Here is a 23,669-nt window from a genome sequence, read left to right on the forward strand (position 1 = left end):
TGATTACAATTACGCAAATTCAAACCTGCTCAGGTAACGTTATGACTACAGATACCATCGTCGCTCAAGCTACCGCCTCTGGCCGTGGCGGGGTTGGCATTATCCGTGTTTCCGGCCCACTAGCGGAAAAAGTGGCACTGGAAGTCACTGGAAAACAATTACGCCCTCGTTACGCAGAATATCTGCCATTCAAAGATTTAAACGGTACTGAATTAGACCAAGGCATCGCACTTTATTTTCCTAATCCTCATTCATTTACAGGTGAGGATGTACTAGAACTTCAAGGTCACGGTGGTCCCGTGGTCATTGATATGTTAATCAAACGCATCTTGACCATTCCCGGAGTACGAACTGCACGTCCAGGCGAATTTTCTGAACGAGCATTCCTAAACGACAAGATGGATTTAACACAGGCTGAAGCCATTGCTGACTTGATTGATGCAAGCTCTGAAGAGGCAGCTAAATCTGCTCTGCAATCTCTACAAGGGCAGTTTTCTAAACGCATCAATACGCTAGTAGAGTCACTGATTCATTTACGTATATATGTGGAAGCTGCGATTGATTTCCCCGAAGAAGAAATCGACTTTCTCGCCGATGGAAAAGTCGCAAGTGATTTAAATACAATCATTGATAATCTTAATACTGTGCGTAAAGAAGCTAACCAAGGTGCGATAATGCGTGAAGGCATGAAAGTTGTGATCGCAGGTCGACCTAACGCCGGTAAATCGAGTTTGTTGAATTCCTTGTCTGGTAAAGAGTCAGCCATCGTTACAGACATCGCAGGAACAACGAGAGACGTTTTAAGAGAGCATATCCATATCGATGGTATGCCGTTGCACATTATCGATACAGCAGGCCTACGTGAAGCCTCTGATGAAGTTGAAAAAATTGGTATTGAACGAGCTTGGGACGAAATCAATCAAGCAGACCGAGTTCTTTTCATGGTCGATGGTACGACAACCGATGCTACTGACCCAAAAGAGATCTGGCCAGACTTTGTCGATCGTTTACCTGACCATATTGGGATCACCATTATTCGTAATAAAGTCGATCAAACCAATGAAACATTGGGGCTTGATGACAAGAACGATCCAACTCTTATTCGTCTGTCAGCTAAAACCGGAGATGGAGTAGAAGCTTTAAGAACCCATCTAAAAGAATGTATGGGATTTGCTGGAAATCAAGAAGGTGGCTTTATGGCGCGCCGTCGTCATTTAGATGCATTAGAACGCGCATCTCAACACCTTGATATTGGTAAGGAGCAACTTGAAGGTTACATGGCCGGAGAGATACTTGCCGAAGAACTGCGTATTGCTCAGCAACATCTTAATGAAATTACAGGGGAATTTAGTTCAGATGACCTCTTAGGTCGCATCTTTTCTTCGTTCTGTATCGGTAAATAGAGTTATAGTGACAGATACCTGTATCACTCATTGGTAAAAGGCTTCCTCATATGAGGAAGCCTTTTTTGTTTGATACGTAAAAATGAGTAATCTAGCAAACAATACTGGAAATATTTCTTATTCGTAAATAGGATACATTTAAGTCGTTTAAGAAGCACAAACCCAACAGGATAAGAGAATGATCCATATAATTACTGGCAGCACGCTAGGAAGTGCTGAATACGTTGGCGATCATCTAAATGATCTGCTGCAAGAGAAAGGCTTGGATACTGTGATCCACAATCAACCAGATCTAGATGAAATTCCTGTGGAAGGAACTTGGTTAATTATCACTTCAACTCATGGAGCTGGCGAATATCCTGATAATATCCAGCCCTTTATAAACGCTTTACAAGAGACACCGCCTAAGACTGCGGGGCTCAAATACGCTGTAATTGCAATTGGTGATTCTAGCTATGATACGTTTTGTGCTGCTGGCAAACATGCATATTCATTGTTAGAGGATATTGGGGCTGAACCTATTACTGATTGTTTAACTATTGATGTTCAAGAACACCCAGTTCCAGAAGATGCAGCAGAAGAATGGTTTAATAGCATCGCGGATAAATTTGAATAATCACTATGATCAAGATAGAAGCGGCTAATTTTTAGTCGCTTTTTTTCGATCTTACGAATGCAAAACCAAAACATTAGTCGACTTCCAGATTTAACCGGTCATATAATAACCACTTAAGCTGTGGATAAGTTCAATGTTATCCGGTGATCAACCGGTAGTTATCCAAATAACAACTTTGATCGTTTTTTACCCCTGTGTATAAGTACCTATTTTGATCCCAGCTAATCCTCGATCAGATCAGTTGATGATCACATGTTATGATCGTCTAAAGATCCATGATCCATATGATCATTTTTTAGTTATCCACAGAGATCGACGATCCTAATAGTAGATCTAATAAGAGATCTATATAAAGATCTTTATATATAATTACTTAAAACTCGATCTATAAAAAATTAGAAAAGCGATTTAATAGCCAGCAGAAAGAAGGTAGAATACGCCTCCTTTAATTTTCCTTAGTTCTAACGAAACACCTGAGGTCGTTCATGCTCTATCACGAAACATTTGACGTCATTGTGGTCGGTGGCGGTCATGCAGGAACGGAAGCCGCTCTAGCCGCCGCTCGCACTGGCCAAAAAACGCTACTTTTAACACATAATATTGATACTCTGGGACAAATGTCTTGTAACCCAGCTATTGGTGGCATTGGTAAAGGACATCTTGTAAAAGAAGTCGATGCTATGGGCGGTTTAATGGCTGAAGCTATTGACCATGCAGGTATTCAATTCAGAACGCTCAACGCATCAAAAGGTCCTGCTGTTCGTGCTACTCGAGCACAAGCTGACCGAGCGTTGTACAAAGCGTATGTGCGCCATACTCTGGAAAATACTCCAAATTTAACGTTATTCCAGCAAGCTGCTGATGATCTTATCGTTGAAAACGATCAAGTGAAGGGGGTGGTGACCCAAATGGGGCTCAAATTCCACGCCAAAGCGGTTGTATTGACCGTTGGTACCTTCCTTGGTGGAAAGATCCATATTGGTCTGGAAAACTTCTCAGGGGGCCGTGCAGGCGATCCTCCATCGATCGCATTAGCAAATCGACTTAGAGAATTGCCATTCCGTGTAGAACGTTTAAAAACGGGTACACCTCCGCGTATTGACGCAAACAGTGTTGATTTTTCTCAACTAGCTCAACAGCATGGTGATAACCCAACACCTGTGTTTTCTTTCATGGGCAATCGAACTCAGCACCCACATCAAATTCCGTGTTATATCACCTATACGAACGAAAAGACTCACGATGTTATTCGTACGAATTTAGATCGTAGCCCAATGTATTCAGGTGTTATTGAAGGTGTAGGACCACGCTATTGCCCATCTATTGAAGATAAGGTAATGCGTTTTGCAGACAAAAACAGCCACCAAATTTTTATTGAGCCTGAAGGTCTGAATACCACAGAGCTTTATCCAAATGGTATTTCAACAAGTTTGCCGTTTGATGTTCAAGTCCAAATCGTTCGTTCAATGAAAGGATTTGAAAATGCTCATATTGTTCGTCCAGGTTATGCGATTGAATATGATTTCTTTGATCCTCGTGATTTGAAACATACCTTTGAAACGAAATTCATTAGCGGTCTGTTCTTTGCTGGGCAGATCAATGGCACAACTGGCTACGAAGAAGCGGCTGCTCAAGGTTTAATGGCTGGACTGAATGCGAGTTTATTTAGTCAAGACAAAGAAGGGTGGAGTCCACGTCGTGACCAAGCTTATGTTGGCGTGTTGATTGACGATCTTTCTACCATGGGCACGAAAGAACCTTACCGCATGTTTACTTCCCGCGCTGAATACCGCTTGATGCTGCGTGAAGATAATGCGGATCTTCGCTTAACTGAACAAGCGCGAGAGTTTGGCTTAATCAGTGATGAGCGTTGGGCTCGCTTCAATCAAAAAATTGAAAATATTGAATTAGAACGTCAACGCCTGAAATCGATTTGGATGAATCCAAAATCTGAGTCTGTTGATGAACTTAATAAATTATTAAAAACACCGATGGCTCGTGAAGCAAGTGGTGAAGATTTGCTTCGTCGTCCTGAAATGACTTATGAAAGTTTAACTTCGCTGGCGTCATACGCGCCTGGCATCGAAGATAGCCAAGCTGCTGAGCAGGTAGAAATTCAAGTGAAATATGAAGGATATATTCAACGTCAACAAGACGAAATTGAAAAATCACTTCGCCATGAAAATACTAAACTGCCATTTGATTTGGACTACAAAGACGTCAAAGGTCTATCAAATGAAGTCGTGCTAAAACTAAACGAAGCTAAACCGGAAAGTATTGGTGTTGCATCACGTATTTCAGGAATTACACCAGCTGCGATCTCTATCCTACTGGTACACCTGAAAAAGCACGGTATGCTTAAGAAAGGGGAAGCCGCGTAATGAGTTCTCCATTGCGAGCGAAGTTGGATGATTTGATCGCTCAGACTGATTTGGACGTGTCTGAGCGTCAACGCGAACAATTGGTAGGTTACGTTGAGCTCCTCAATAAATGGAATAAAGCGTACAATTTGACCTCTGTACGAGATCCAATAGATATGTTAGTTAAACATATCTTGGATAGTATCGTCGTGAGTTCTTCCCTTGAGGGAAAACGGTTTATTGATGTAGGTACAGGACCTGGGTTGCCAGGTATTCCTCTATCAATCATGAACCCTGACAAAGAATTTGTCCTTTTGGATAGCTTGGGAAAACGAATTCGTTTTATCAAACAGGTTATTCATGAGTTGAAGATTGGCAATGTGACGCCAATTCAAAGTCGGGTAGAAGACTATGATGCGGGTGAAGGTTTTGATGGTGTTTTAAGTCGAGCTTTTGCCTCAATGCTTGATATGGTGGATTGGTGTCATCATCTACCCAAGCAACAATCGGGTGTCTTTTTGGCTTTGAAAGGTCATGTGCCACAAGACGAAATAGATCAGCTACCTGAATGGTGTTCTGTGATATCGGTCAAATCTTTGAAAGTTCCTGAGTTGGAAGGTGAGCGTCATCTTGTAATCTTATCGCGCAAGGGATAATAGCGAGGCACACCGTGGGTAAAATCGTAGCAATTGCCAACCAGAAAGGTGGTGTTGGTAAAACAACAACTTGTATCAATTTAGCCGCATCTATGGCTGCGACTAAACGTAAGGTTTTGGTCGTTGACCTAGACCCGCAGGGTAACGCCACAATGGCGAGTGGTGTCGATAAATATCAAGTCGATGCGACTGCTTATGAGTTATTGGTTGAAGATGCGCCGTTCTCAGAAGTGGTGTGCCATAAAACATCAGGAAATTATGACTTAATCGCAGCGAATGGTGATGTGACCGCCGCTGAGATTAAATTAATGGAAGTGTTTGCACGTGAAGTACGTTTGAAAAACGCACTGACACCGGTTCGAGATGAGTACGACTACATTTTTATTGATTGTCCACCAGCTCTAAACTTACTCACCATTAATGCTATGGCGGCAGCTGACTCCGTACTCGTTCCAATGCAATGTGAATATTTTGCTTTAGAAGGGTTAACGGCATTAATGGATACCATTAGTAAGTTAGCTGCAGTAGTGAATGAAAATTTAAAAATCGAGGGTTTACTGCGTACTATGTATGATCCTCGTAACCGCCTCTCTAACGAAGTGTCCGATCAATTGAAAAAACACTTTGGTGATAAAGTGTATCGTACCGTCATTCCTCGTAATGTTCGTTTGGCTGAGGCCCCAAGTCATGGTAAACCTGCCATGTACTATGACAAGTATTCTGCTGGTGCTAAAGCCTATTTAGCTTTAGCGGGTGAGATGCTTCGTCGTGAAGAAGTTCCCGCATAATGATTTAACTTAAGGAATTCGTTTACATGTCTAAACGCGGTTTAGGAAAAGGGCTGGATGCATTACTAGCAACTAGCTCAATGGCTCGTGAAAAACAGCAAGTTGCTTCAAATAGCCAAACGCTATCTTCAGAAGCAGATCTAACGGATCTCGCTATTACGAGCTTGAAACCTGGTATTTACCAGCCCCGTAAAGACATGTCTCCAGAAGCGTTGGAAGAGCTATCTGCTTCTATCCAGTCTCAAGGTATTATCCAACCGATAGTTGTTCGACCACTAGAAACTGGTGGGTATGAGATTATAGCCGGAGAGCGTCGCTGGAGAGCAGCACGTCAGGCTGGGCTAAAACAAGTTCCTTGTCTTATTAAACGTGTTGAAGACCGTGCTGCAGTGGCCATGGCTTTGATCGAAAACATTCAACGTGAAGACTTGAATGCGATCGAAGAAGCGCAAGCTCTCGAACGTTTGCAAGACGAATTCAAGTTAACCCACCAACAAGTCGCCGATGTGATTGGTAAATCGCGCACGACTGTCAGCAATTTATTACGTCTAAACCAATTAGATGAAAAAGTTAAAAAGTTTGTTGAAACTAAGCAGCTAGAAATGGGCCATGCTCGTGCTTTGTTGATGCTCGAAGGTGAGCTTCAAGCTGATGTTGCTGAAAAAGTAGCCAAAAAGCAGCTTACGGTTCGTCAAACCGAACAACTCGTCAAAAAATGTCTTTCTGGACCATCTGACGATAAAAACGTGGTAGAAGACGTAGAAATTCAACAAATATCACAGAACCTTAGCGATAAATTGCATGCAAAAGTTTCAATCGTGCGATCTAAGAACGGAAAGTCAAAACTAACAATAAGTCTTGATGAACCTCACAAATTAGAACAAGTGATTGCCAAGCTAGAACGCTAAATGAGATAATTGATTTAAATCAATTGTAAAAAACAACTTTTCATTCGAAAAGTTGTCGAGTTGTAAGCAAAACTGTAACTTTTTGTGGTAATTACATTGCCAAAGATTATGGTATGTATATAAAATTTTTAGCATAGCATCTGGCTTTAGTTGTTAGGTCAGGTGCATTTTATGTGAGGTAAGAATACATGGTAGCTGCGTTAGCTAGACCGGGACGAGAGCTTGCTAAGCAATTGTTATTGATCCAGTTGGGCGCGGTTATGGTTGTGGCAACAGGAATGGCTGTTGTGGTTAATGCTGAATGGGGATTTTCTGCGCTAATAGGTGGTGGCATTTTTGTCATTGCTAATGCTGTATTCGCGCTGTTCGCTTTCATGTTTAGTGGGGCTCGTGCTGCAAAACGTATCACGGCGTCTTTCTACACAGGTGAAGCTCTTAAAATCCTCATTACCATTGCACTATTTTCTGCTGCTTACATGTATGTCCAGGTGGAACTTGTTCCCCTGAAACTAACCTATTTGCTGGTACTAGGTATTAATATCTTTGCACCAGTACTATTCATTAACAACAAAAAATAGGATGAGTTATGGCTGCGCCAGGTGAAGCGCTAACACCGTCCGGTTACATTGAGCACCATTTGTCTAACTTATCATTGGCTCGTATTTCTGAGCACTATGATTTGGGGTGGCAAATAAGTGAGACAAGTTTCTGGAACGTTCATATCGATAGCCTGTTTTTTTCTGTGTTTACTGGATTGATCTTCCTTTGGATGTTCCGTTCAGTTTCTAAGAAAGCAACAGTGGGTGTACCAGGCAAGCTGCAGTGTTTTGTTGAGATGGTAGTTGAATTTGTCGACCAAAACGTCAAAGAGACTTTCCATGGACGCAATGCGCTAATTGCTCCGCTGGCACTAACTATCTTTTGTTGGGTATTGCTAATGAACATCATGGACCTTGTGCCCATCGATTTCTTGCCTTACTCAGCACAGCATCTGTTAGGGGTTCCTTATTTAAAAGTGGTTCCTTCTGCTGATGTGAATATCACCATGGCTATGGCTCTAGGTGTTTTTGCTTTGATGATTTTTTACAGCATCAAAGTGAAAGGCTTAGGTGGGTTCGTGAAAGAATTGGCTCTACATCCATTCAATCACCCTGTCATGATTCCGTTTAACCTACTTATTGAAGTGGTGTCGTTGCTGGCGAAACCGTTATCACTGGGTATGCGTCTATTCGGTAACATGTTTGCGGGTGAGGTTGTATTCATTCTTTGTGCGGCGATGTTGCCTTGGTGGTTACAATGGATCGGTTCACTTCCGTGGGCTATTTTCCATATTCTGGTAATTTTGATTCAAGCATTTGTGTTCATGATGTTGACTATCGTTTATCTGTCAATGGCACACGAAGACTCGGATCATTAATTTTTTATATTTTGTTTTTTTAAAGCTTTTATTGGGCACTTTAGCCAACAATTATAATTGGAGATAGTAATGGAAACTTTACTGAGCTTTTCTGCAATCGCCGTAGGTATTATCGTCGGTCTTGCTTCTCTAGGTACAGCGATTGGTTTCGCTCTTCTAGGCGGTAAATTCCTTGAAGGCGCAGCTCGCCAACCTGAAATGGCTCCTATGCTGCAAGTTAAGATGTTCATCATCGCAGGTCTGCTCGATGCGGTTCCAATGATCGGTATCGTTATCGCACTTCTATTCACTTTCGCTAACCCGTTTGTTGGTCAACTAGGTTAATCACGTATTTCCAGTGGCAAAACACATCTACGTTTTGCCTTTGATTAACATAAGTCTGTCCATATAGGGGGTAGCTGTTGTGAATATGAACGCAACTCTGCTAGGTCAAGCAGTCGCCTTTATCCTGTTTGTTTGGTTCTGCATGAAATATGTATGGCCACCAATCATTAAAGCGATTGAAGAACGTCAGCAAAAAATTGCTGATGGTTTGCAAGCCGCTGAGCGTGCAAAGAAAGATTTAGATCTAGCACAAGCCAACGCTTCTGAACAAATGAAGGAAGCGAAGCGCACAGCAACAGAGGTCATTGAGCAAGCGAATAAACGTAAAGCTCAGATTTTGGATGAAGCTCGTGAACAGGCTCTGGAAGAACGCCAGAAGCTCCTGACTCAAGCAGAAGCTGAAATCGAAGCTGAACGTAATCGTGCACGCGATGAGCTGCGCAAACAAGTTGCTACTCTGGCTATCGCTGGTGCCGAGAAAATCTTAGAGCGTTCAATCGATAAAGATGCGCACAAAGATATTCTTGACAACGTAGCTGCAAAACTTTAACTCAGGGGGCGCTTATGTCTGAACTGACTACTATTGCACGCCCCTATGCTAAAGCAGCATTTGATTTTGCGGTGGAGAAACAACAGTTAGATCAATGGTCTGAAATGTTGGTATTCGCTGCTGAAGTCGCAAACAACGCGCAAATTCATGAACTGATTACCAGTTCTCTCTCTGCCAATAAATTAGCAGAGGTTTTTATCGCAGTTTGTGGCGAACAGTTTGATGAATCTGGCCAGAACCTTATTAAGGTGATGGCAGAGAATGGCCGCTTAGCGGCTGTTCCTGAAGTCTGCGCTCAATATCATGTTCTGAAAAAAGAACATGAATCGAAAATCGATGTGGAAGTTATTTCTGCAAGCGAGCTTTCAGAGCAACAAAAAGCAGATATCAGCAGCAAACTAGAGCAGCGCCTCGAGCGTAAAGTTCTGCTGAATTGCAGTATAGATGAGACCCTACTAGCTGGGGTTGTAATTCGAGCCGGAGACTTAGTCATCGATAACTCAGCGCGTGGACGTTTACACCGTCTGAGCGATGCATTGCAGTCTTGATGGGGATTGGAGCATGCAACTTAATTCCACGGAAATAAGTGATCTTATTAAACAGCGTATCGAATCTTTCGACGTTGTTAGTGAAGGTCGCAATGAAGGTACTATCGTTTCGGTAAGCGATGGTATTATCCGCATTCACGGTCTTAAAGACGTGATGCAGGGTGAAATGATTGAATTACCGGGTGGCCGTTATGCACTAGCACTTAACCTTGAGCGTGACTCGGTAGGTGCGGTTGTAATGGGCCCATATGCTGACCTTAAGGAAGGCACAAAAGTAACTGGTACTGGTCGTATTCTTGAAGTACCAGTTGGTCCTGAACTGCTTGGTCGTGTGGTTAACACTCTGGGTGAACCTATCGATGGCAAAGGACCTCTTGAAGCAAAAATTACTTCTCCAGTTGAAGTGATTGCACCTGGCGTTATCGATCGTCAATCGGTAGATCAACCAGTTCAAACAGGTTACAAATCTGTTGACTCGATGATCCCAATTGGTCGTGGCCAGCGTGAATTGATCATCGGTGACCGTCAAACAGGTAAAACTGCGATGGCTATCGATGCGATCATCAACCAGAAAGATTCTGGCATTTACTCTATCTACGTAGCTATCGGCCAAAAAGCGTCGACAATTGCTAACGTAGTACGTAAGTTAGAAGAGCACGACGCACTTAAAAACACTATCATTGTGGTTGCGTCAGCATCTGAATCTGCTGCATTGCAATACCTTGCTCCTTACGCAGGTTGTGCAATGGGTGAATACTTCCGTGATCGCGGAGAAGATGCACTGATTGTTTATGATGATCTATCTAAACAAGCTGTGGCTTATCGTCAGATTTCTCTATTGCTACGTCGTCCACCAGGTCGTGAAGCATTCCCTGGTGACGTATTCTACTTACACTCTCGTCTACTAGAGCGTGCTGCTCGTGTAAGCGCAGAGTATGTAGAACGTTTCACTAACGGTGAAGTGAAAGGTAAGACTGGTTCATTGACAGCTCTACCTATCATCGAAACCCAAGCGGGTGACGTATCTGCATTCGTACCGACTAACGTAATTTCTATTACCGATGGTCAGATTTTCCTACAGACAGAACTGTTCAACGCAGGTGTTCGACCAGCGGTTGACCCAGGTATCTCTGTTTCTCGTGTAGGTGGTTCAGCTCAAACTAAGATCATTAAGAAATTGGCTGGTGGTATTCGTACTGCTCTTGCTCAATATCGTGAATTGGCTGCATTTGCGCAGTTCTCTTCAGATCTTGACGCCGCTACTAAGAAGCAGCTAGACCACGGTCAAAAAGTGACTGAACTGATGAAACAGAATCAGTACACACCGATGTCTATCTTTGAGCAGGGCTTAGCTATCTTCGCTGCAGAGCGTGGTTACCTTGCTGATGTAGAACTGAACAAAGTTCTAGATTTTGAAGCCGCTTTACTATCGTATGCTCATTCTCAATATGCTGAACTAGCAGAAGAGATCAACAAGTCCGGTGCTTATAACGGCGAAGTTGAAGACAAGTTAACCAAACTTGTTGAAGATTTCAAAGCAACCCAAACTTGGTAACTAAGTCGGTGGCAGTAATGCCACCAACTAATGGAGAGTAACGATGGCCGGCGCAAAAGAGATACGTAGTAAAATCGGTAGTGTAAAAAGCACTCAGAAAATTACTAAAGCGATGGAAATGGTAGCCGCTTCTAAAATGCGTCGTTCGCAAGAAGCGATGCAGGCTTCCCGACCATACGCGCAAACGATGCGTAAAGTGATCGGTCATGTCGCAAACGCGAATCTCGAGTACCGTCATCCGTACTTAGAAGAACGCGAAGCGAAACGTGTTGGTTATATCATTGTTTCTACAGACCGTGGTTTGTGTGGTGGTTTGAACGTTAACTTGTTCAAAAAAGCCCTGATGGATATGAAATCTTGGCAAACCAAAGGTGTGGATGTTGAGCTAGCTATTATCGGCTCTAAAGCAACATCCTTCTTTGCTCACTCCGGTGCAAAAGTAGCTGCACAGGTATCGGGCCTTGGTGATTCACCAAGTCTTGAAGACCTAATCGGCTCTGTCGGTGTGATGCTGAAGAAATATGATAACGGTGAATTAGATCGCCTGTACGTTGTGTTCAACGAATTTGTAAACACAATGGTGCAACAACCAACGATCGATCAATTGCTGCCTTTGCCTAAATCAGACAGCGAAGAAATGCAGCGTGATCACTCGTGGGATTATATCTACGAACCAGAGCCTCAACCGCTACTTGATGCCTTACTTCTACGTTACGTAGAGTCACAGGTTTATCAGGGCGTAGTTGAGAACCTTGCTTGTGAGCAAGCGGCGCGAATGATTGCGATGAAAGCTGCAACAGATAACGCATCTAACTTGATTGATGAATTAGAACTTGTGTACAACAAAGCTCGTCAAGCGGCGATTACACAAGAACTTTCTGAAATCGTAAGTGGTGCAGCTGCGGTTTAAGCTTAGGTAAAACAAACAGTTTAGAGGATTAACGATGGCTACAGGTAAGATCGTACAGATCATCGGCGCAGTAGTCGACGTGGAGTTCCCACAGAGCGAAGTACCTAGTGTTTACGATGCTCTTAACGTTGTTGAAGCAACAGGACGTTTGGTTCTTGAAGTGCAACAGCAACTTGGCGGTGGCGTATGTCGCGCAATCGTAATGGGTAGCTCAGATGGTTTACGTCGTGGAATGACAGTTGAAAATACTGGCGCTCCAATTTCAGTGCCAGTAGGTACTAAGACCCTTGGTCGTATCATGAACGTTCTTGGTGACGCGATTGATGAACGCGGTGAAATCGGTGCTGAACAACAGTACTCTATCCACCGTGCAGCACCTAGCTACGAAGAGCAGTCAAATGCGACAGCACTTCTAGAAACGGGTGTTAAAGTTATCGACTTAATTTGTCCATTCGCTAAGGGTGGTAAAATTGGTCTGTTTGGTGGTGCAGGTGTAGGTAAGACCGTTAACATGATGGAACTTATCAACAACATCGCACTGAAACACTCTGGTCTATCTGTATTTGCAGGTGTAGGTGAGCGTACTCGTGAGGGTAACGACTTCTACTACGAAATGCAGGAAGCAGGTGTTGTAAACCTAGAAAACCCAGAAGAATCTAAGGTTGCGATGGTTTACGGTCAGATGAACGAGCCACCGGGTAACCGTCTGCGTGTTGCGTTGACTGGTCTTACTATGGCTGAGCGTTTCCGTGACGAAGGTCGTGATGTACTGCTATTCATCGATAACATCTACCGTTATACCCTTGCGGGGACTGAAGTTTCAGCACTGCTAGGTCGTATGCCTTCAGCAGTAGGTTACCAACCTACACTTGCTGAAGAAATGGGTGTTCTTCAAGAACGTATCACGTCAACTAAATCTGGTTCTATCACGTCTGTACAGGCGGTATACGTACCAGCAGATGACTTGACTGACCCATCACCAGCAACGACTTTCGCTCACTTAGACGCGACAGTAGTACTGAACCGTAACATTGCATCTATGGGCCTATACCCAGCGATCGACCCACTAGATTCAACTTCTCGTCAGTTGGATCCACTAGTAGTTGGTCAAGAGCACTACGACATCGCTCGTGGCGTTCAACAAACACTGCAACGTTACAAAGAGCTAAAAGATATCATTGCTATTCTTGGTATGGACGAATTGTCTGAGCAAGATAAGCAAGTGGTAGCTCGTGCTCGTAAGATTGAACGTTTCCTTACTCAGCCATATCACGTAGCTGAAGTATTCACTGGCGACCCTGGTATTTACGTATCGCTAAAAGAAACCCTACGTGGTTTCAAAGGTCTGCTAGATGGTGACTACGATGATATTCCTGAGCAAGCCTTCATGTACTGCGGCTCTATTGACGATGCTGTAGAAAACGCGAAAAAAATGTAAGGCTAATTAGGAGGCGTTATGGCAGCAATAACCTTTCACCTAGATGTTGTTAGTGCAGAAAAAAAATTGTTTTCTGGGCAAGTTGAAACATTTCAGGTGACCGGTAGCGAAGGTGAACTTGGTATCTTCCATGGTCACACACCGCTGCTGACCGCTATCAAGCCTGGTATGGTGCGCATTGTTAAGCAACACGGCCACGAAGAGATCATTTATATCTCTGGTGGTATTGTTGAAGTTCAGCCTGGTACAGCAACTGTACTGGCTGACACAGCTATCCGTGGTGAAGACCTTGATGCAGCTAAGGCAGAAGAAGCCCGTCAACGTGCTGAAGAACATATTCAGAACCAACACGGTGACATGGACTTCGCGCAAGCGGCCAGTGAACTGGCTAAAGCCATGGCTCAATTACGAGTAATTGAGCTCACCAAAAAACGTCGTTAATTATAAATTAGAGACGTTATTTAAAGAGAAGGCGACCATTTGGTCGCCTTTTTTATTTATTTTTTAATGAAATTTGACGGCAAAAAATTAACTCTCTGTACGTAAACCGCTAGAATGTTCAGCATCTTTCTTTTTGCAACATCGTAGGGAACTTCATGAAATTTAGCGCAGTGATTCTTGCCGCCGGTAAAGGCACGCGAATGCATTCAGCTTTGCCAAAAGTACTGCATACATTAGCGGGGAAACCCATGGTGAAACATGTCATTGATACATGTTCAGGCTTAGGCGTACAAAATATCCATTTGGTGTACGGCCATGGTGGCGATTTAATGCAGCAGTCGTTGGCTAATGAATCGGTAAATTGGGTATTACAAGCTGAGCAACTTGGTACTGGCCATGCGGTTAACCAAGCTGCGCCTCATTTTTCTGATGACGAAAAAGTATTGATTCTTTACGGTGATGTGCCACTTATTTCCGAACAGACGCTAGAGCGAATGTTAGATGGTCAACCTGCTGGTGGTATTGGTTTGTTGACTGTTGTGATGGATAACCCGATGGGTTATGGCCGTATCGTACGTGAAAATGACTCTGTTGTTGCTATTGTCGAACAGAAAGATGCAACAGAAGAGCAGAAGGCGATTAAAGAGATTAATACCGGTGTTATGGTTGCTGATGGTCGTGATTTGAAACGTTGGTTATCTGGCTTAACGAATGATAATGCGCAAGGCGAGTACTACCTTACCGACATTATTGCTGCTGCTCATCAGGAAGGTCGCTTAATTCAATCTATTCACCCAGTACAAGACAGTGAGGTCGAAGGGGTGAACGATCGTGTGCAACTGGCAAAATTAGAGCGTATTTATCAACAAGAGCAAGCCAATAAACTGCTGGTTCAAGGTGTGATGCTACGAGATCCTTCTCGCTTTGATCTTCGTGGTGAATTGCAATGCGGTAAAGATATCGAGATCGATGTGAATGTGATCATCGAAGGTAAAGTGACTCTTGGTGATAATGTGGTTATCGGTGCGGGCTGTGTGTTAACTGATTGCGAAATTGATGACAACACCCTTGTTCGTCCATACAGTGTGATTGAAAATGCCACAGTAGGTGAAAAATGCACTGTCGGTCCTTTCTCTCGTCTTCGTCCTGGTGCTGAATTAAGTAATGATGCCCATGTTGGTAATTTTGTTGAAGTAAAAAATGCGCGTATTGGTGAAGGCTCTAAAGCGAACCACTTAACTTATGTGGGTGATGCTGAAATTGGTCAACGAGTTAATTTAGGCGCAGGCGTGATTACTTGTAATTATGATGGTGCAAACAAGCATAAAACGATCATCGGCGATGATGTGTTTGTTGGTTCAGATACCCAACTCGTGGCGCCTGTCCGTGTCGCTGATGGCGTTACAATAGGAGCTGGCACCACAGTAACTAAAGATATTACTAATGATGGTGAGTTAGTCATCACTCGCGCTAAAGAGCGCCGTATCTCTGGTTGGAAGCGTCCCGTTAAGAAAAAGTAGTTTCATTCATTATTAAAAAAGGTCGCTCTATGCGACCTTTTTTAATCGTTACATAACAATTAAGGCCGTTCAAATATCGTTGCAATTCCTTGTCCTAAACCAATGCACATTGTGGCTAATCCGTAGCGTTTTTGTTTTTGTTCCAATGCATTGATGAGTGTTGTGCAGATGCGAGTTCCAGAACATCCCAAAGGATGGCCAAGGGCAATAGCTCCTCCGTTGATATTAAGTTTGTTGGTGACATCTTCAGGAGTTAACTTAAAAGACTGAATACAGGCGATGGTCTGTGCGGCAAATGCTTCGTTGAGTTCAATAACATCAATATCCTTTAAATTTAAATGGGCGCGTTTCAGGGCTTTATGTGTCGCTGGTACAGGGCCTAGCCCCATGGTTGCAGGCTCACATCCAGCGACGGCCATTGATTTTATATAAGCTCTAATTGGTAGTTTTAGCTGTTTTGCTTTATTTTCGCTCATGAGCAACATAATTGATGCTCCATCTGATAATGCCGATGAGCTTCCCGCAGTAACGCTTCCTTTGGGATCAAATGCAGGAGGTAATGATTGTAATTGTTCAAAAGATGCATCAGATCGAATAACTTCATCCGTTTGTACAGAGACTAACGCTCCGTCGTTATTATGTCCGGGAATGGGGAGAATCTCGTGATTAAAGAAACCATTGTCCGCAGCATTTGCTGCTTTTTGATGTGAATTGAGCGCATATATATCTTGGTCTTCTCTGGATATACTAAATTGATTAGCCAGAACTTCAGCCGTTATACCCATCAGTGCAGATGCTTTAGCAACATGGTGGCTAAGTTGAGGATGTAAATCGACGCCATGAGTCATCGGAATATGTCCCATATGTTCTACACCACCGGCTAAACATATCTCGGCATCACCCACCATAATTGCTCTCGTGGCATCATGAAGCGCTTGCATTGATGAACCACATAATCTGTTCACAGATACAGCGGCAATAGTATGTGGTAGTCCTGCTAATAGTGCGGCGTTTCTTGCGATATTAAAGCCTTGCTCTAACGTTTGTTGTACACATCCCCAATAAATATCCTCGATCTGAGTGGGATCAAGCTGTGGATATTTTGTTAAGATCCCATGCATTAGGTGTGCAGAAAGATCTTCTGCGCGAACATTACGAAAAGATCCATTTTTGGAGCGTCCCATCGGGGTTCTCAGACAATCAACGATCACAATTCTGTTCATCATGTTTTCCTCCTAATGATCTTTCTTCTCTAATGGCTCAGGAAAAGGAGATTGATAATGATGTGAATAGAAGGTTTTCCCACTTTTATTCATTTGTATTAAATGGTTAGGTGGTATGTATAAAGGGCCTAAGTGTTGATAGGGTTGTGTTGATCTTAAGTAATTGTCAATGCCGATCGTTTCTAGGTAACGGCATGGTCCTCCTCGAAAAGGTGGAAATCCCAAGCCATAAACGAGTGCCATATCGATCTCTTCAGCTGTGGATATAATATTTTGCTCTAAACAAAGAATGGACTCATTAATCATCGGTATCATCATTCTATCGATGATCATTTGTTCGTTGTGATCTTTGTTATGTGGTTGGGTGGATAATAATTCGATTAGTTCAGGGTTAGGCTGTTTAATAGGGTGCCCTTTCTTGTCAGTAGAGTAACAATAAAATCCCTGTTGAGTTTTGTTCCCTAGCCATTGGCGTTCAAATAATAGTGCTACTACGTCATCTTTTATTTCTTTGAATCGGTCAGGATAACCTTGATTCATGACAGTTTGGGCGTGATAAGCTGTATCGATACCAACAATATCCAGTAACCAAGCAGGTCCCATCGGCCAGCCAAATTCTTGCTCCATCACTTTATCTATTAAGACAAAATCTATTCCATCTTTAAGAAGTAACCGAAATGCCATTAGATAAGGGAATAGGACTCGATTAACAAAAAAACCAGGACAGTCATTAACAACAATTGGAGATTTGTTTAATTGTAAAGCCAGGCTAACTATCTGGTTTATTGTTGCTTCATTAGTTTGTTTTCCTCGGATAATTTCAACGAGAGGCATTTTATGTACAGGGTTGAAAAAATGCATACCGCAAAAACGTTCAGGACGATTTAGCGACAGAGCCAGTTGTTCAATTGGAATAGTGGAGGTATTTGAAGTGATGATGGTATCAGTAGAAACATGAGATTCGATTTCTTTTAGTACCGCACTCTTAATGTTAGCGTTTTCGACGACAGCTTCTATCACAGTATCGACATTATCGAACGTATCGTAACTCAAACTTGCGGTAATTTTATTAAGAACATCAGCTTGGCGGTTTTCATCTATTTTTCCTCGTTTCCATTGAGTCTTTAGTAGCTTCGCTGAATGCGCTAGACCTATATTGAGTGCTTCTTGATTGATATCTTTAAGCTGTACAGTGTTGTTGTGACTCGCTGCTTGATAGGCAATACCGCCTCCCATTATCCCTGCTCCTACCACACCGATATGACTGGGCTCGGTTATTTGAGCAGAGCACATTCTTCTTGCTTTTGTTTTAACTGATTGATCGTTTAGAAATATTCCAATTAAGGCATGAGCTTGGGGTGTTTGAGTTAATTTGATAAAGGCATTACGTTCAATTTCTAATGCATTTGGTCGATGGCATTGAGCTGCTTGTTGTATCACACTAACTGCGGTTTTTGGGGCAGAGTAATGGGCGCCAGCTTTTTGGGTAACTAGACTGTTGGCAATAGTGAAACTGAGTAATTGCTCGGTGTGATTCAATGCCAAAGGAGATAACTTTACCGTCCTCTTTTTTTTCCAATCTAGTTTATGACTTATCGCTTCATTAAGCGTGGTTAACGCTGAGGTGAATAAGTGTTCTGGAGTAGTTACTGCATCAAGAATACCTATTTTTAATGCTTCATATGCAGAGTAAGTCCTTGCTTGCGTAATCGCCTCCATTGCTGAATCTGGTCCGATTAATCTAGGAAGTCTTACTGTTCCTCCGAAACCTGGAATGATGCCGAGTTTTGTTTCTGGTAATCCAATATTAGTGGTTGTATCTCCAACTCTGAAGTCAGTAGTGAGTACACACTCACATCCTCCACCTAGTACATGTCCCGTTAGCGCTGAAATGGTAGGAAATGGTAAGTCCTCTAGTTTATTAAATACGCTGTTAGCATAGACTAACCAATAGCTGAGAACTTCTTCTGGTTGAGTAAAAAGGCTCAGAAATTGGGTGATGTCTGCACCTACTATAAAAGAATCTTTATCTGTCGTGATTATTAGCCCTTTTACAGTTTTATGCTGGTGGAGAATATCTAGTGCTTCATCGAGGTGTTGCAGAGTTTGTAAATCTAATTTATTGACTGAGCTCTTAGAGGAAAAGCACAGTTCTACAATATGGTTATCTCTTGCTTTTAGGTATAGGTTGCTGGTTTGGTAGAGCATGATCTTTCTCCGTATTTGGCTTCGATGGAAGCGACAATACAAAATCCTGGTACGACCAGTAACCTTAGTGTGTATGGCAAATAAGAGTTTGGCAATTTTAAATTCAACATTTTTTTAACATTTACGCTTTATCACTCACTTAGCTCACGTGATAAACTGTCTCCTTTCCTTTTGTTTTAAGAATACTATGAACGTTCAGCCATATTTGATTCCTGCGCAGTCGGTTCGATTTGAAGAAGAGATTAAAAAAAGTGTCTTTATCACTTATTTAGCCCATACCCCATCAATAGAAGAAGCTAAAGCCTTTGTTGACTCTATCAAAGCAAAGCATAACGATGCTCGCCATAATTGCTGGGGGTTTGTCGCCGGTCGACCTCAAGATTCAATGAAATGGGGTTTTAGTGATGATGGTGAGCCATCAGGAACAGCTGGAAAGCCTATATTGGCACAGTTAACAGGTTCAAATGTTGGGGAGTTATCAGCGGTAGTCACTCGTTACTATGGTGGCATTCGGTTGGGAACAGGAGGTTTAGTTAAGGCCTATGGTGGCGGAGTACAACAAGCACTTAAGTTACTTCAAACTATTGAGAAAAAAATAACCACTCGTCTTTTCCTAGAGCTAGACTACGCATTAGTACCTTTGACTCAATCAATTATGGTGCAGTTTCAAGCAATTGAAGTAGAAGCTGACTATAGTGAAAAAGTAGCTTTTGTTATTGAATTAGAATATTTGCAAGTTGAATCTTTTACCCAAACGCTAATTAATAAAAGCGGGGCTAAAGTTATCATCACTCACCCAGAACAAACATAGGAAGCAACAAGCTTAAGCTTGGTCAACGTCCAGTAATGCAATTTCGTTCTATTATCCGTATTGTCGGGTTACTTCTCGCCCTGTTCAGTGCCACAATGTTGGCACCTGCTTTAGTTGCTTTAATATACCGAGATGGTGCGGGTGTACCGTTTGTATCTACCTTCTTTATTTTGTTTATGTTGGGAACCTTCGCTTGGTTTCCTAACCGCCGTCATAAATATGAACTTAAATCTCGTGATGGATTCCTTATCGTAGTGTTATTTTGGGTTGTTATTGGTAGTGCAGGAGCGATGCCATTTTGGCTTTCAGACAACCCACGAATTTCTATTACTAACGCATTTTTTGAATCCTTTTCTGCGTTAACCACCACGGGCGCGACTGTTATCGTTGGACTCGATGCTTTACCCAAAGCTATTTTATTTTATCGTCAGTTTCTTCAATGGTTTGGTGGTATGGGGATCATTGTATTAGCAGTGGCAATACTGCCAGTTCTTGGTATTGGTGGAATGCAGCTGTATCGAGCAGAGATTCCTGGTCCAGTTAAAGATACTAAAGTGACTCCTCGGATAGCAGAAACGGCTAAAGCTCTTTGGTATATCTATTTAAGTTTAACGATCGCTTGCGCGGCGGCCTATTGGTTAGCTGGAATGACATTCTTTGATGCAATTTGTCACAGTTTTTCTACGATAGCCATTGGAGGGTTTTCTACACATGATGCCAGTATGGGGTATTTCAACAGTCACACTATTAATATGATTACAGTTGTTTTTTTATTGATATCTGCCTGTAACTTTACCTTACACTATGCAGCGTTCGCTACTGGAGGCGTTAACCTCCGCTATTATTGGAAAGATAGAGAATTTCGCGCCTTTCTCTTCATACAGCTCGTTTTATTCCTAGTTTGCTTTTTAGTGTTGTTTAATCACAATACTTATTCGTCTTTATTGGATGCTTTGAATCAGGCTCTGTTTCAAACAGTTTCTATTTCAACTACCGCAGGATTTACTACTTCAGGTTTTTCAGATTGGCCACTTTTCTTACCTGTATTATTACTTTTTTCTTCTTTTATTGGCGGATGTGCAGGATCTACCGGTGGTGGTATGAAGGTTATTCGTATACTGCTGCTTACGTTACAAGGGTCTAGGGAACTGAAACGATTAGTGCACCCACGAGCTATTTACCCGATTAAACTAGGGGGAGTGGCATTATCACAAAGAGTCGTCGATGCGGTATGGGGTTTTTTTGCGACATATACCTTAGTGTTTGTCATATGTATGCTTGCTCTGATAGCAACGGGCATGGAGGAATTAAGCGCTTTTTCTGCAGTTGCAGCCACATTGAACAACTTAGGTCCTGGTTTAGGTGAGGTGTCGGTTCATTTTGCGAATGTGAACGATACTGCAAAATGGATTTTGATTCTTTGTATGCTATTTGGACGGTTAGAAGTATTTACTCTCTTGATATTATTTACCCCCACGTTTTGGCGTAGTTAGAGGTTATTTTGAAAATACTATATTTATACTCAAGCCGAGAAGGCCAGACAAAAAAGATCATTAATACTATTGCTGAACAGGTTTCTGAACATGAGTATGAAATTATCGACTTACATAAAGTAGAAACATTAGACTTTTCTATTTATGACAAAGTACTGATCGGTGCTTCGATCCGATATGGGCACTTAAACAAAAAGCTTTACCAATTTATTGAGCGCTATCAATCGCAATTAGAAGAGGCTAACTCGGCATTCTTTTGTGTGAATCTAACTGCTAGAAAAGAGGCGGAAGGGAAAGATACGCCTGAAGGTAGTATTTATATAAAAACATTTTTGAAAAAATCCCCTTGGCAGCCAGAATTAATCGGTGTTTTTGCTGGTGCCCTATATTACCCGCGTTATGGTTGGTTCGATAAGATGATGATTCGATTGATAATGACTTTAACTAAAGGGGAAACGGATACAACGAAAGAAATAGAGTATACCAATTGGGATAAAGTGAAATTATTTGCTAATAGATTTAAAGAAATGTAAACAAAACCATCCAATTTGACCCTTTTTGTCTCTTTTTTATCCGAACAGTAAGAAACATAGAAAAAATGGCAAAAAAACTATTGCCATTTTTCTTCGCTTACCTATAATGCGCCCTCACTGACACGGGGATGCAACAAAGTCTTCGTTTATCAGTAGGGCATTTAAGTTCATCAAATTTGATGAAAAAACTTTTGAAAAAAGTGGTTGACACTGAAACTTAAGTCGCTAGAATGTCCGTCCGCTTTGAGATGAAATCTGAAAGCGAGCTCTTTAACAATTTAAACCTATCAATCTGTGTGGGCACTCGTTGATGATAATCAAATGAGAAACTTCGGTTTCCAATTGGTTTCAATGAACTGAGTGACCAATCAAGACTTCGGTCTTGGCACAGTCAATTTATTCAGTATTCATTGAGCCACAAAAAACTTTTAATTGAAGAGTTTGATCATGGCTCAGATTGAACGCTGGCGGCAGGCCTAACACATGCAAGTCGAGCGGCAGCGACATAAACAAACCTTCGGGGGCGTCTNCGAGCGGCGGACGGGTGAGTAATGCCTGGGAAATTGCCCTGATGTGGGGGATAACCATTGGAAACGATGGCTAATACCGCATAATAGCTTCGGCTCAAAGAGGGGGACCTTCGGGCCTCTCGCGTCAGGATATGCCCAGGTGAGATTAGCTAGTTGGTGAGGTAAGAGCTCACCAAGGCGACGATCTCTAGCTGGTCTGAGAGGATGATCAGCCACACTGGAACTGAGACACGGTCCAGACTCCTACGGGAGGCAGCAGTGGGGAATNTTGNACAATGGGCGCAAGCCTGATNCAGCCATGCCGCGTGNNTGANGAAGGCCTTNGGGTTGTAAAGNACTTTCAGCAGTGAGGAAGGTGGTGATCATTTGACGTTAGCTGCAGAAGAAGCACCGGCTAACTCCGTGCCAGCAGCCGCGGTAATACGGAGGGTGCGAGCGTTAATCGGAATTACTGGGCGTAAAGCGCATGCAGGTGGTCTGTTAAGTCAGATGTGAAAGCCCGGGGCTTAACCTCGGAATAGCATTTGAAACTGGCAGGCTAGAGTACTGTAGAGGGGGGTAGAATTTCAGGTGTAGCGGTGAAATGCGTAGAGATCTGAAGGAATACCAGTGGCGAAGGCGGCCCCCTGGACAGATACTGACACTCAGATGCGAAAGCGTGGGGAGCAAACAGGATTAGATACCCTGGTAGTCCACGCCGTAAACGATGTCTACTTGGAGGTTGTGGCCTTGAGCCGTGGCTTTCGGAGCTAACGCGTTAAGTAGACCGCCTGGGGAGTACGGTCGCAAGATTAAAACTCAAATGAATTGACGGGGGCCCGCACAAGCGGTGGAGCATGTGGTTTAATTCGATGCAACGCGAAGAACCTTACCTACTCTTGACATCCAGAGAACTTANCAGAGATGCNTTGGTGCCTTCGGGAACTCTGAGACAGGTGCTGCATGGCTGTCGTCAGCTCGTGTTGTGAAATGTTGGGTTAAGTCCCGCAACGAGCGCAACCCTTATCCTTGTTTGCCAGCGAGTCATGTCGGGAACTCCAGGGAGACTGCCGGTGATAAACCGGAGGAAGGTGGGGACGACGTCAAGTCATCATGGCCCTTACGAGTAGGGCTACACACGTGCTACAATGGCGCATACAGAGGGCGGCCAACTTGCGAAAGTGAGCGAATCCCAAAAAGTGCGTCGTAGTCCGGATTGGAGTCTGCAACTCGACTCCATGAAGTCGGAATCGCTAGTAATCGTAGATCAGAATGCTACGGTGAATACGTTCCCGGGCCTTGTACACACCGCCCGTCACACCATGGGAGTGGGCTGCAAAAGAAGCAGGTAGTTTAACCTTCGGGGGGACGCTTGCCACTTTGTGGTTCATGACTGGGGTGAAGTCGTAACAAGGTAGCGCTAGGGGAACCTGGCGCTGGATCACCTCCTTAACGATA

The 23,669-nt window shown here is 43.0% G+C and carries 21 protein-coding genes and 1 rRNA gene; 20 read left to right on the forward strand and 2 right to left on the reverse strand.

Translation table 11 applies throughout. The features are described 5' to 3' along the window. Nucleotides 1-41 precede the first annotated feature (41 nt). The 16 genes from mnmE (at nt 42) to glmU (ending at nt 15,434) form a co-directional block, all read left to right on the forward strand. Entirely contained in the window at nt 42-1,403 is a 1,362-nt protein-coding gene (gene mnmE, locus F9817_RS11610) for a tRNA uridine-5-carboxymethylaminomethyl(34) synthesis GTPase MnmE (protein ID WP_161155682.1), read from the forward strand. A gap of 178 nt (nt 1,404-1,581) precedes the next feature. Further along, nucleotides 1,582-2,019 carry an FMN-binding protein MioC gene (gene mioC, locus F9817_RS11615; RefSeq protein ID WP_161155684.1) on the forward strand — a complete coding sequence of 146 codons (438 nt, stop codon included), beginning with the start codon at nt 1,582-1,584 and terminating at the stop codon, nt 2,017-2,019. Nucleotides 2,020-2,504: 485 nt separating this feature from the next. Next, nucleotides 2,505-4,400, forward strand: coding sequence for a tRNA uridine-5-carboxymethylaminomethyl(34) synthesis enzyme MnmG (gene mnmG, locus F9817_RS11620; protein ID WP_161155686.1), 1,896 nt, complete (start codon nt 2,505-2,507; stop codon nt 4,398-4,400). Then, a complete protein-coding gene (rsmG, locus tag F9817_RS11625; RefSeq protein WP_161155688.1) occupies nt 4,400-5,035 on the forward strand; it encodes a 16S rRNA (guanine(527)-N(7))-methyltransferase RsmG in 636 nt (211 codons plus the stop codon). The genes mnmG and rsmG overlap by 1 nt, the downstream gene beginning before the upstream one ends. A gap of 14 nt (nt 5,036-5,049) precedes the next feature. Beyond that, nucleotides 5,050-5,823, forward strand: a complete 774-nt coding sequence (locus F9817_RS11630; RefSeq protein WP_161155690.1) for an AAA family ATPase — start codon at nt 5,050-5,052, stop codon at nt 5,821-5,823. 26 nt (nt 5,824-5,849) lie between these two features. Continuing rightward, nucleotides 5,850-6,731 (forward strand): ParB/RepB/Spo0J family partition protein, encoded by an 882-nt coding sequence (locus F9817_RS11635; protein ID WP_161155692.1) that lies wholly within the window; start codon nt 5,850-5,852, stop codon nt 6,729-6,731. Nucleotides 6,732-6,919: 188 nt separating this feature from the next. Continuing rightward, nucleotides 6,920-7,309, forward strand: coding sequence for a F0F1 ATP synthase subunit I (locus tag F9817_RS11640; protein WP_161155694.1), 390 nt, complete (start codon nt 6,920-6,922; stop codon nt 7,307-7,309). An 8-nt stretch (nt 7,310-7,317) separates the two neighbouring features. After that, a complete protein-coding gene (atpB, locus tag F9817_RS11645; RefSeq protein WP_161155696.1) occupies nt 7,318-8,148 on the forward strand; it encodes a F0F1 ATP synthase subunit A in 831 nt (276 codons plus the stop codon). 69 nt (nt 8,149-8,217) lie between these two features. Beyond that, on the forward strand, nt 8,218-8,472 hold the full coding sequence (gene atpE, locus F9817_RS11650) for a F0F1 ATP synthase subunit C (RefSeq protein ID WP_002540812.1): 255 nt from the start codon (nt 8,218-8,220) through the stop codon (nt 8,470-8,472). Nucleotides 8,473-8,551: 79 nt separating this feature from the next. Beyond that, entirely contained in the window at nt 8,552-9,022 is a 471-nt protein-coding gene (gene atpF / locus F9817_RS11655; RefSeq protein ID WP_161155698.1) for a F0F1 ATP synthase subunit B, read from the forward strand. 14 nt (nt 9,023-9,036) lie between these two features. Further along, complete coding sequence (gene atpH, locus F9817_RS11660; protein ID WP_161155700.1) at nt 9,037-9,570, forward strand: F0F1 ATP synthase subunit delta; 534 nt, start codon at nt 9,037-9,039, stop codon at nt 9,568-9,570. 13 nt (nt 9,571-9,583) lie between these two features. Continuing rightward, entirely contained in the window at nt 9,584-11,125 is a 1,542-nt protein-coding gene (gene atpA, locus F9817_RS11665) for a F0F1 ATP synthase subunit alpha (protein WP_161155702.1), read from the forward strand. Nucleotides 11,126-11,168: 43 nt separating this feature from the next. Then, a complete protein-coding gene (atpG, locus tag F9817_RS11670; protein ID WP_161155704.1) occupies nt 11,169-12,035 on the forward strand; it encodes a F0F1 ATP synthase subunit gamma in 867 nt (288 codons plus the stop codon). 34 nt (nt 12,036-12,069) lie between these two features. Beyond that, entirely contained in the window at nt 12,070-13,473 is a 1,404-nt protein-coding gene (atpD, locus tag F9817_RS11675; RefSeq protein WP_161155706.1) for a F0F1 ATP synthase subunit beta, read from the forward strand. 18 nt (nt 13,474-13,491) lie between these two features. Then, nucleotides 13,492-13,914: a F0F1 ATP synthase subunit epsilon gene (locus tag F9817_RS11680; protein WP_161155708.1), complete on the forward strand. Its 423-nt coding sequence runs from the start codon at nt 13,492-13,494 to the stop codon at nt 13,912-13,914. Nucleotides 13,915-14,069: 155 nt separating this feature from the next. After that, entirely contained in the window at nt 14,070-15,434 is a 1,365-nt protein-coding gene (glmU, locus tag F9817_RS11685) for a bifunctional UDP-N-acetylglucosamine diphosphorylase/glucosamine-1-phosphate N-acetyltransferase GlmU (RefSeq protein ID WP_161155710.1), read from the forward strand. A gap of 59 nt (nt 15,435-15,493) precedes the next feature. Here the strand turns inward: glmU and fadA are convergent, their stop codons facing one another. Further along, a complete protein-coding gene (fadA, locus tag F9817_RS11690; RefSeq protein WP_161155722.1) occupies nt 15,494-16,657 on the reverse strand; it encodes an acetyl-CoA C-acyltransferase FadA in 1,164 nt (387 codons plus the stop codon). 12 nt (nt 16,658-16,669) lie between these two features. Further along, on the reverse strand, nt 16,670-18,865 hold the full coding sequence (gene fadB, locus F9817_RS11695; RefSeq protein ID WP_161155712.1) for a fatty acid oxidation complex subunit alpha FadB: 2,196 nt from the start codon (nt 18,863-18,865) through the stop codon (nt 16,670-16,672). Between the two features lie 187 nt (nt 18,866-19,052). Here fadB and F9817_RS11700 point away from each other — a divergent pair, with 187 nt between their 5' ends. From F9817_RS11700 to F9817_RS11715, 4 genes are all read left to right on the forward strand, one after another. Continuing rightward, a complete protein-coding gene (locus F9817_RS11700; protein ID WP_161155714.1) occupies nt 19,053-19,676 on the forward strand; it encodes a YigZ family protein in 624 nt (207 codons plus the stop codon). Nucleotides 19,677-19,711: 35 nt separating this feature from the next. Beyond that, complete coding sequence (locus F9817_RS11705) at nt 19,712-21,169, forward strand: TrkH family potassium uptake protein (RefSeq protein WP_161155716.1); 1,458 nt, start codon at nt 19,712-19,714, stop codon at nt 21,167-21,169. A gap of 5 nt (nt 21,170-21,174) precedes the next feature. Beyond that, entirely contained in the window at nt 21,175-21,702 is a 528-nt protein-coding gene (hemG, locus tag F9817_RS11710) for a menaquinone-dependent protoporphyrinogen IX dehydrogenase (protein WP_161155724.1), read from the forward strand. Between the two features lie 429 nt (nt 21,703-22,131). Further along, nucleotides 22,132-23,663: ribosomal RNA gene (locus F9817_RS11715) — 16S ribosomal RNA — on the forward strand. The last annotated feature ends 6 nt before the right edge of the window (nt 23,664-23,669 follow it).

Origin of the sequence: Vibrio eleionomae (assembly GCF_009874545.1) — a bacterium.
Classification (GTDB): domain Bacteria; phylum Pseudomonadota; class Gammaproteobacteria; order Enterobacterales; family Vibrionaceae; genus Vibrio; species Vibrio nitrifigilis.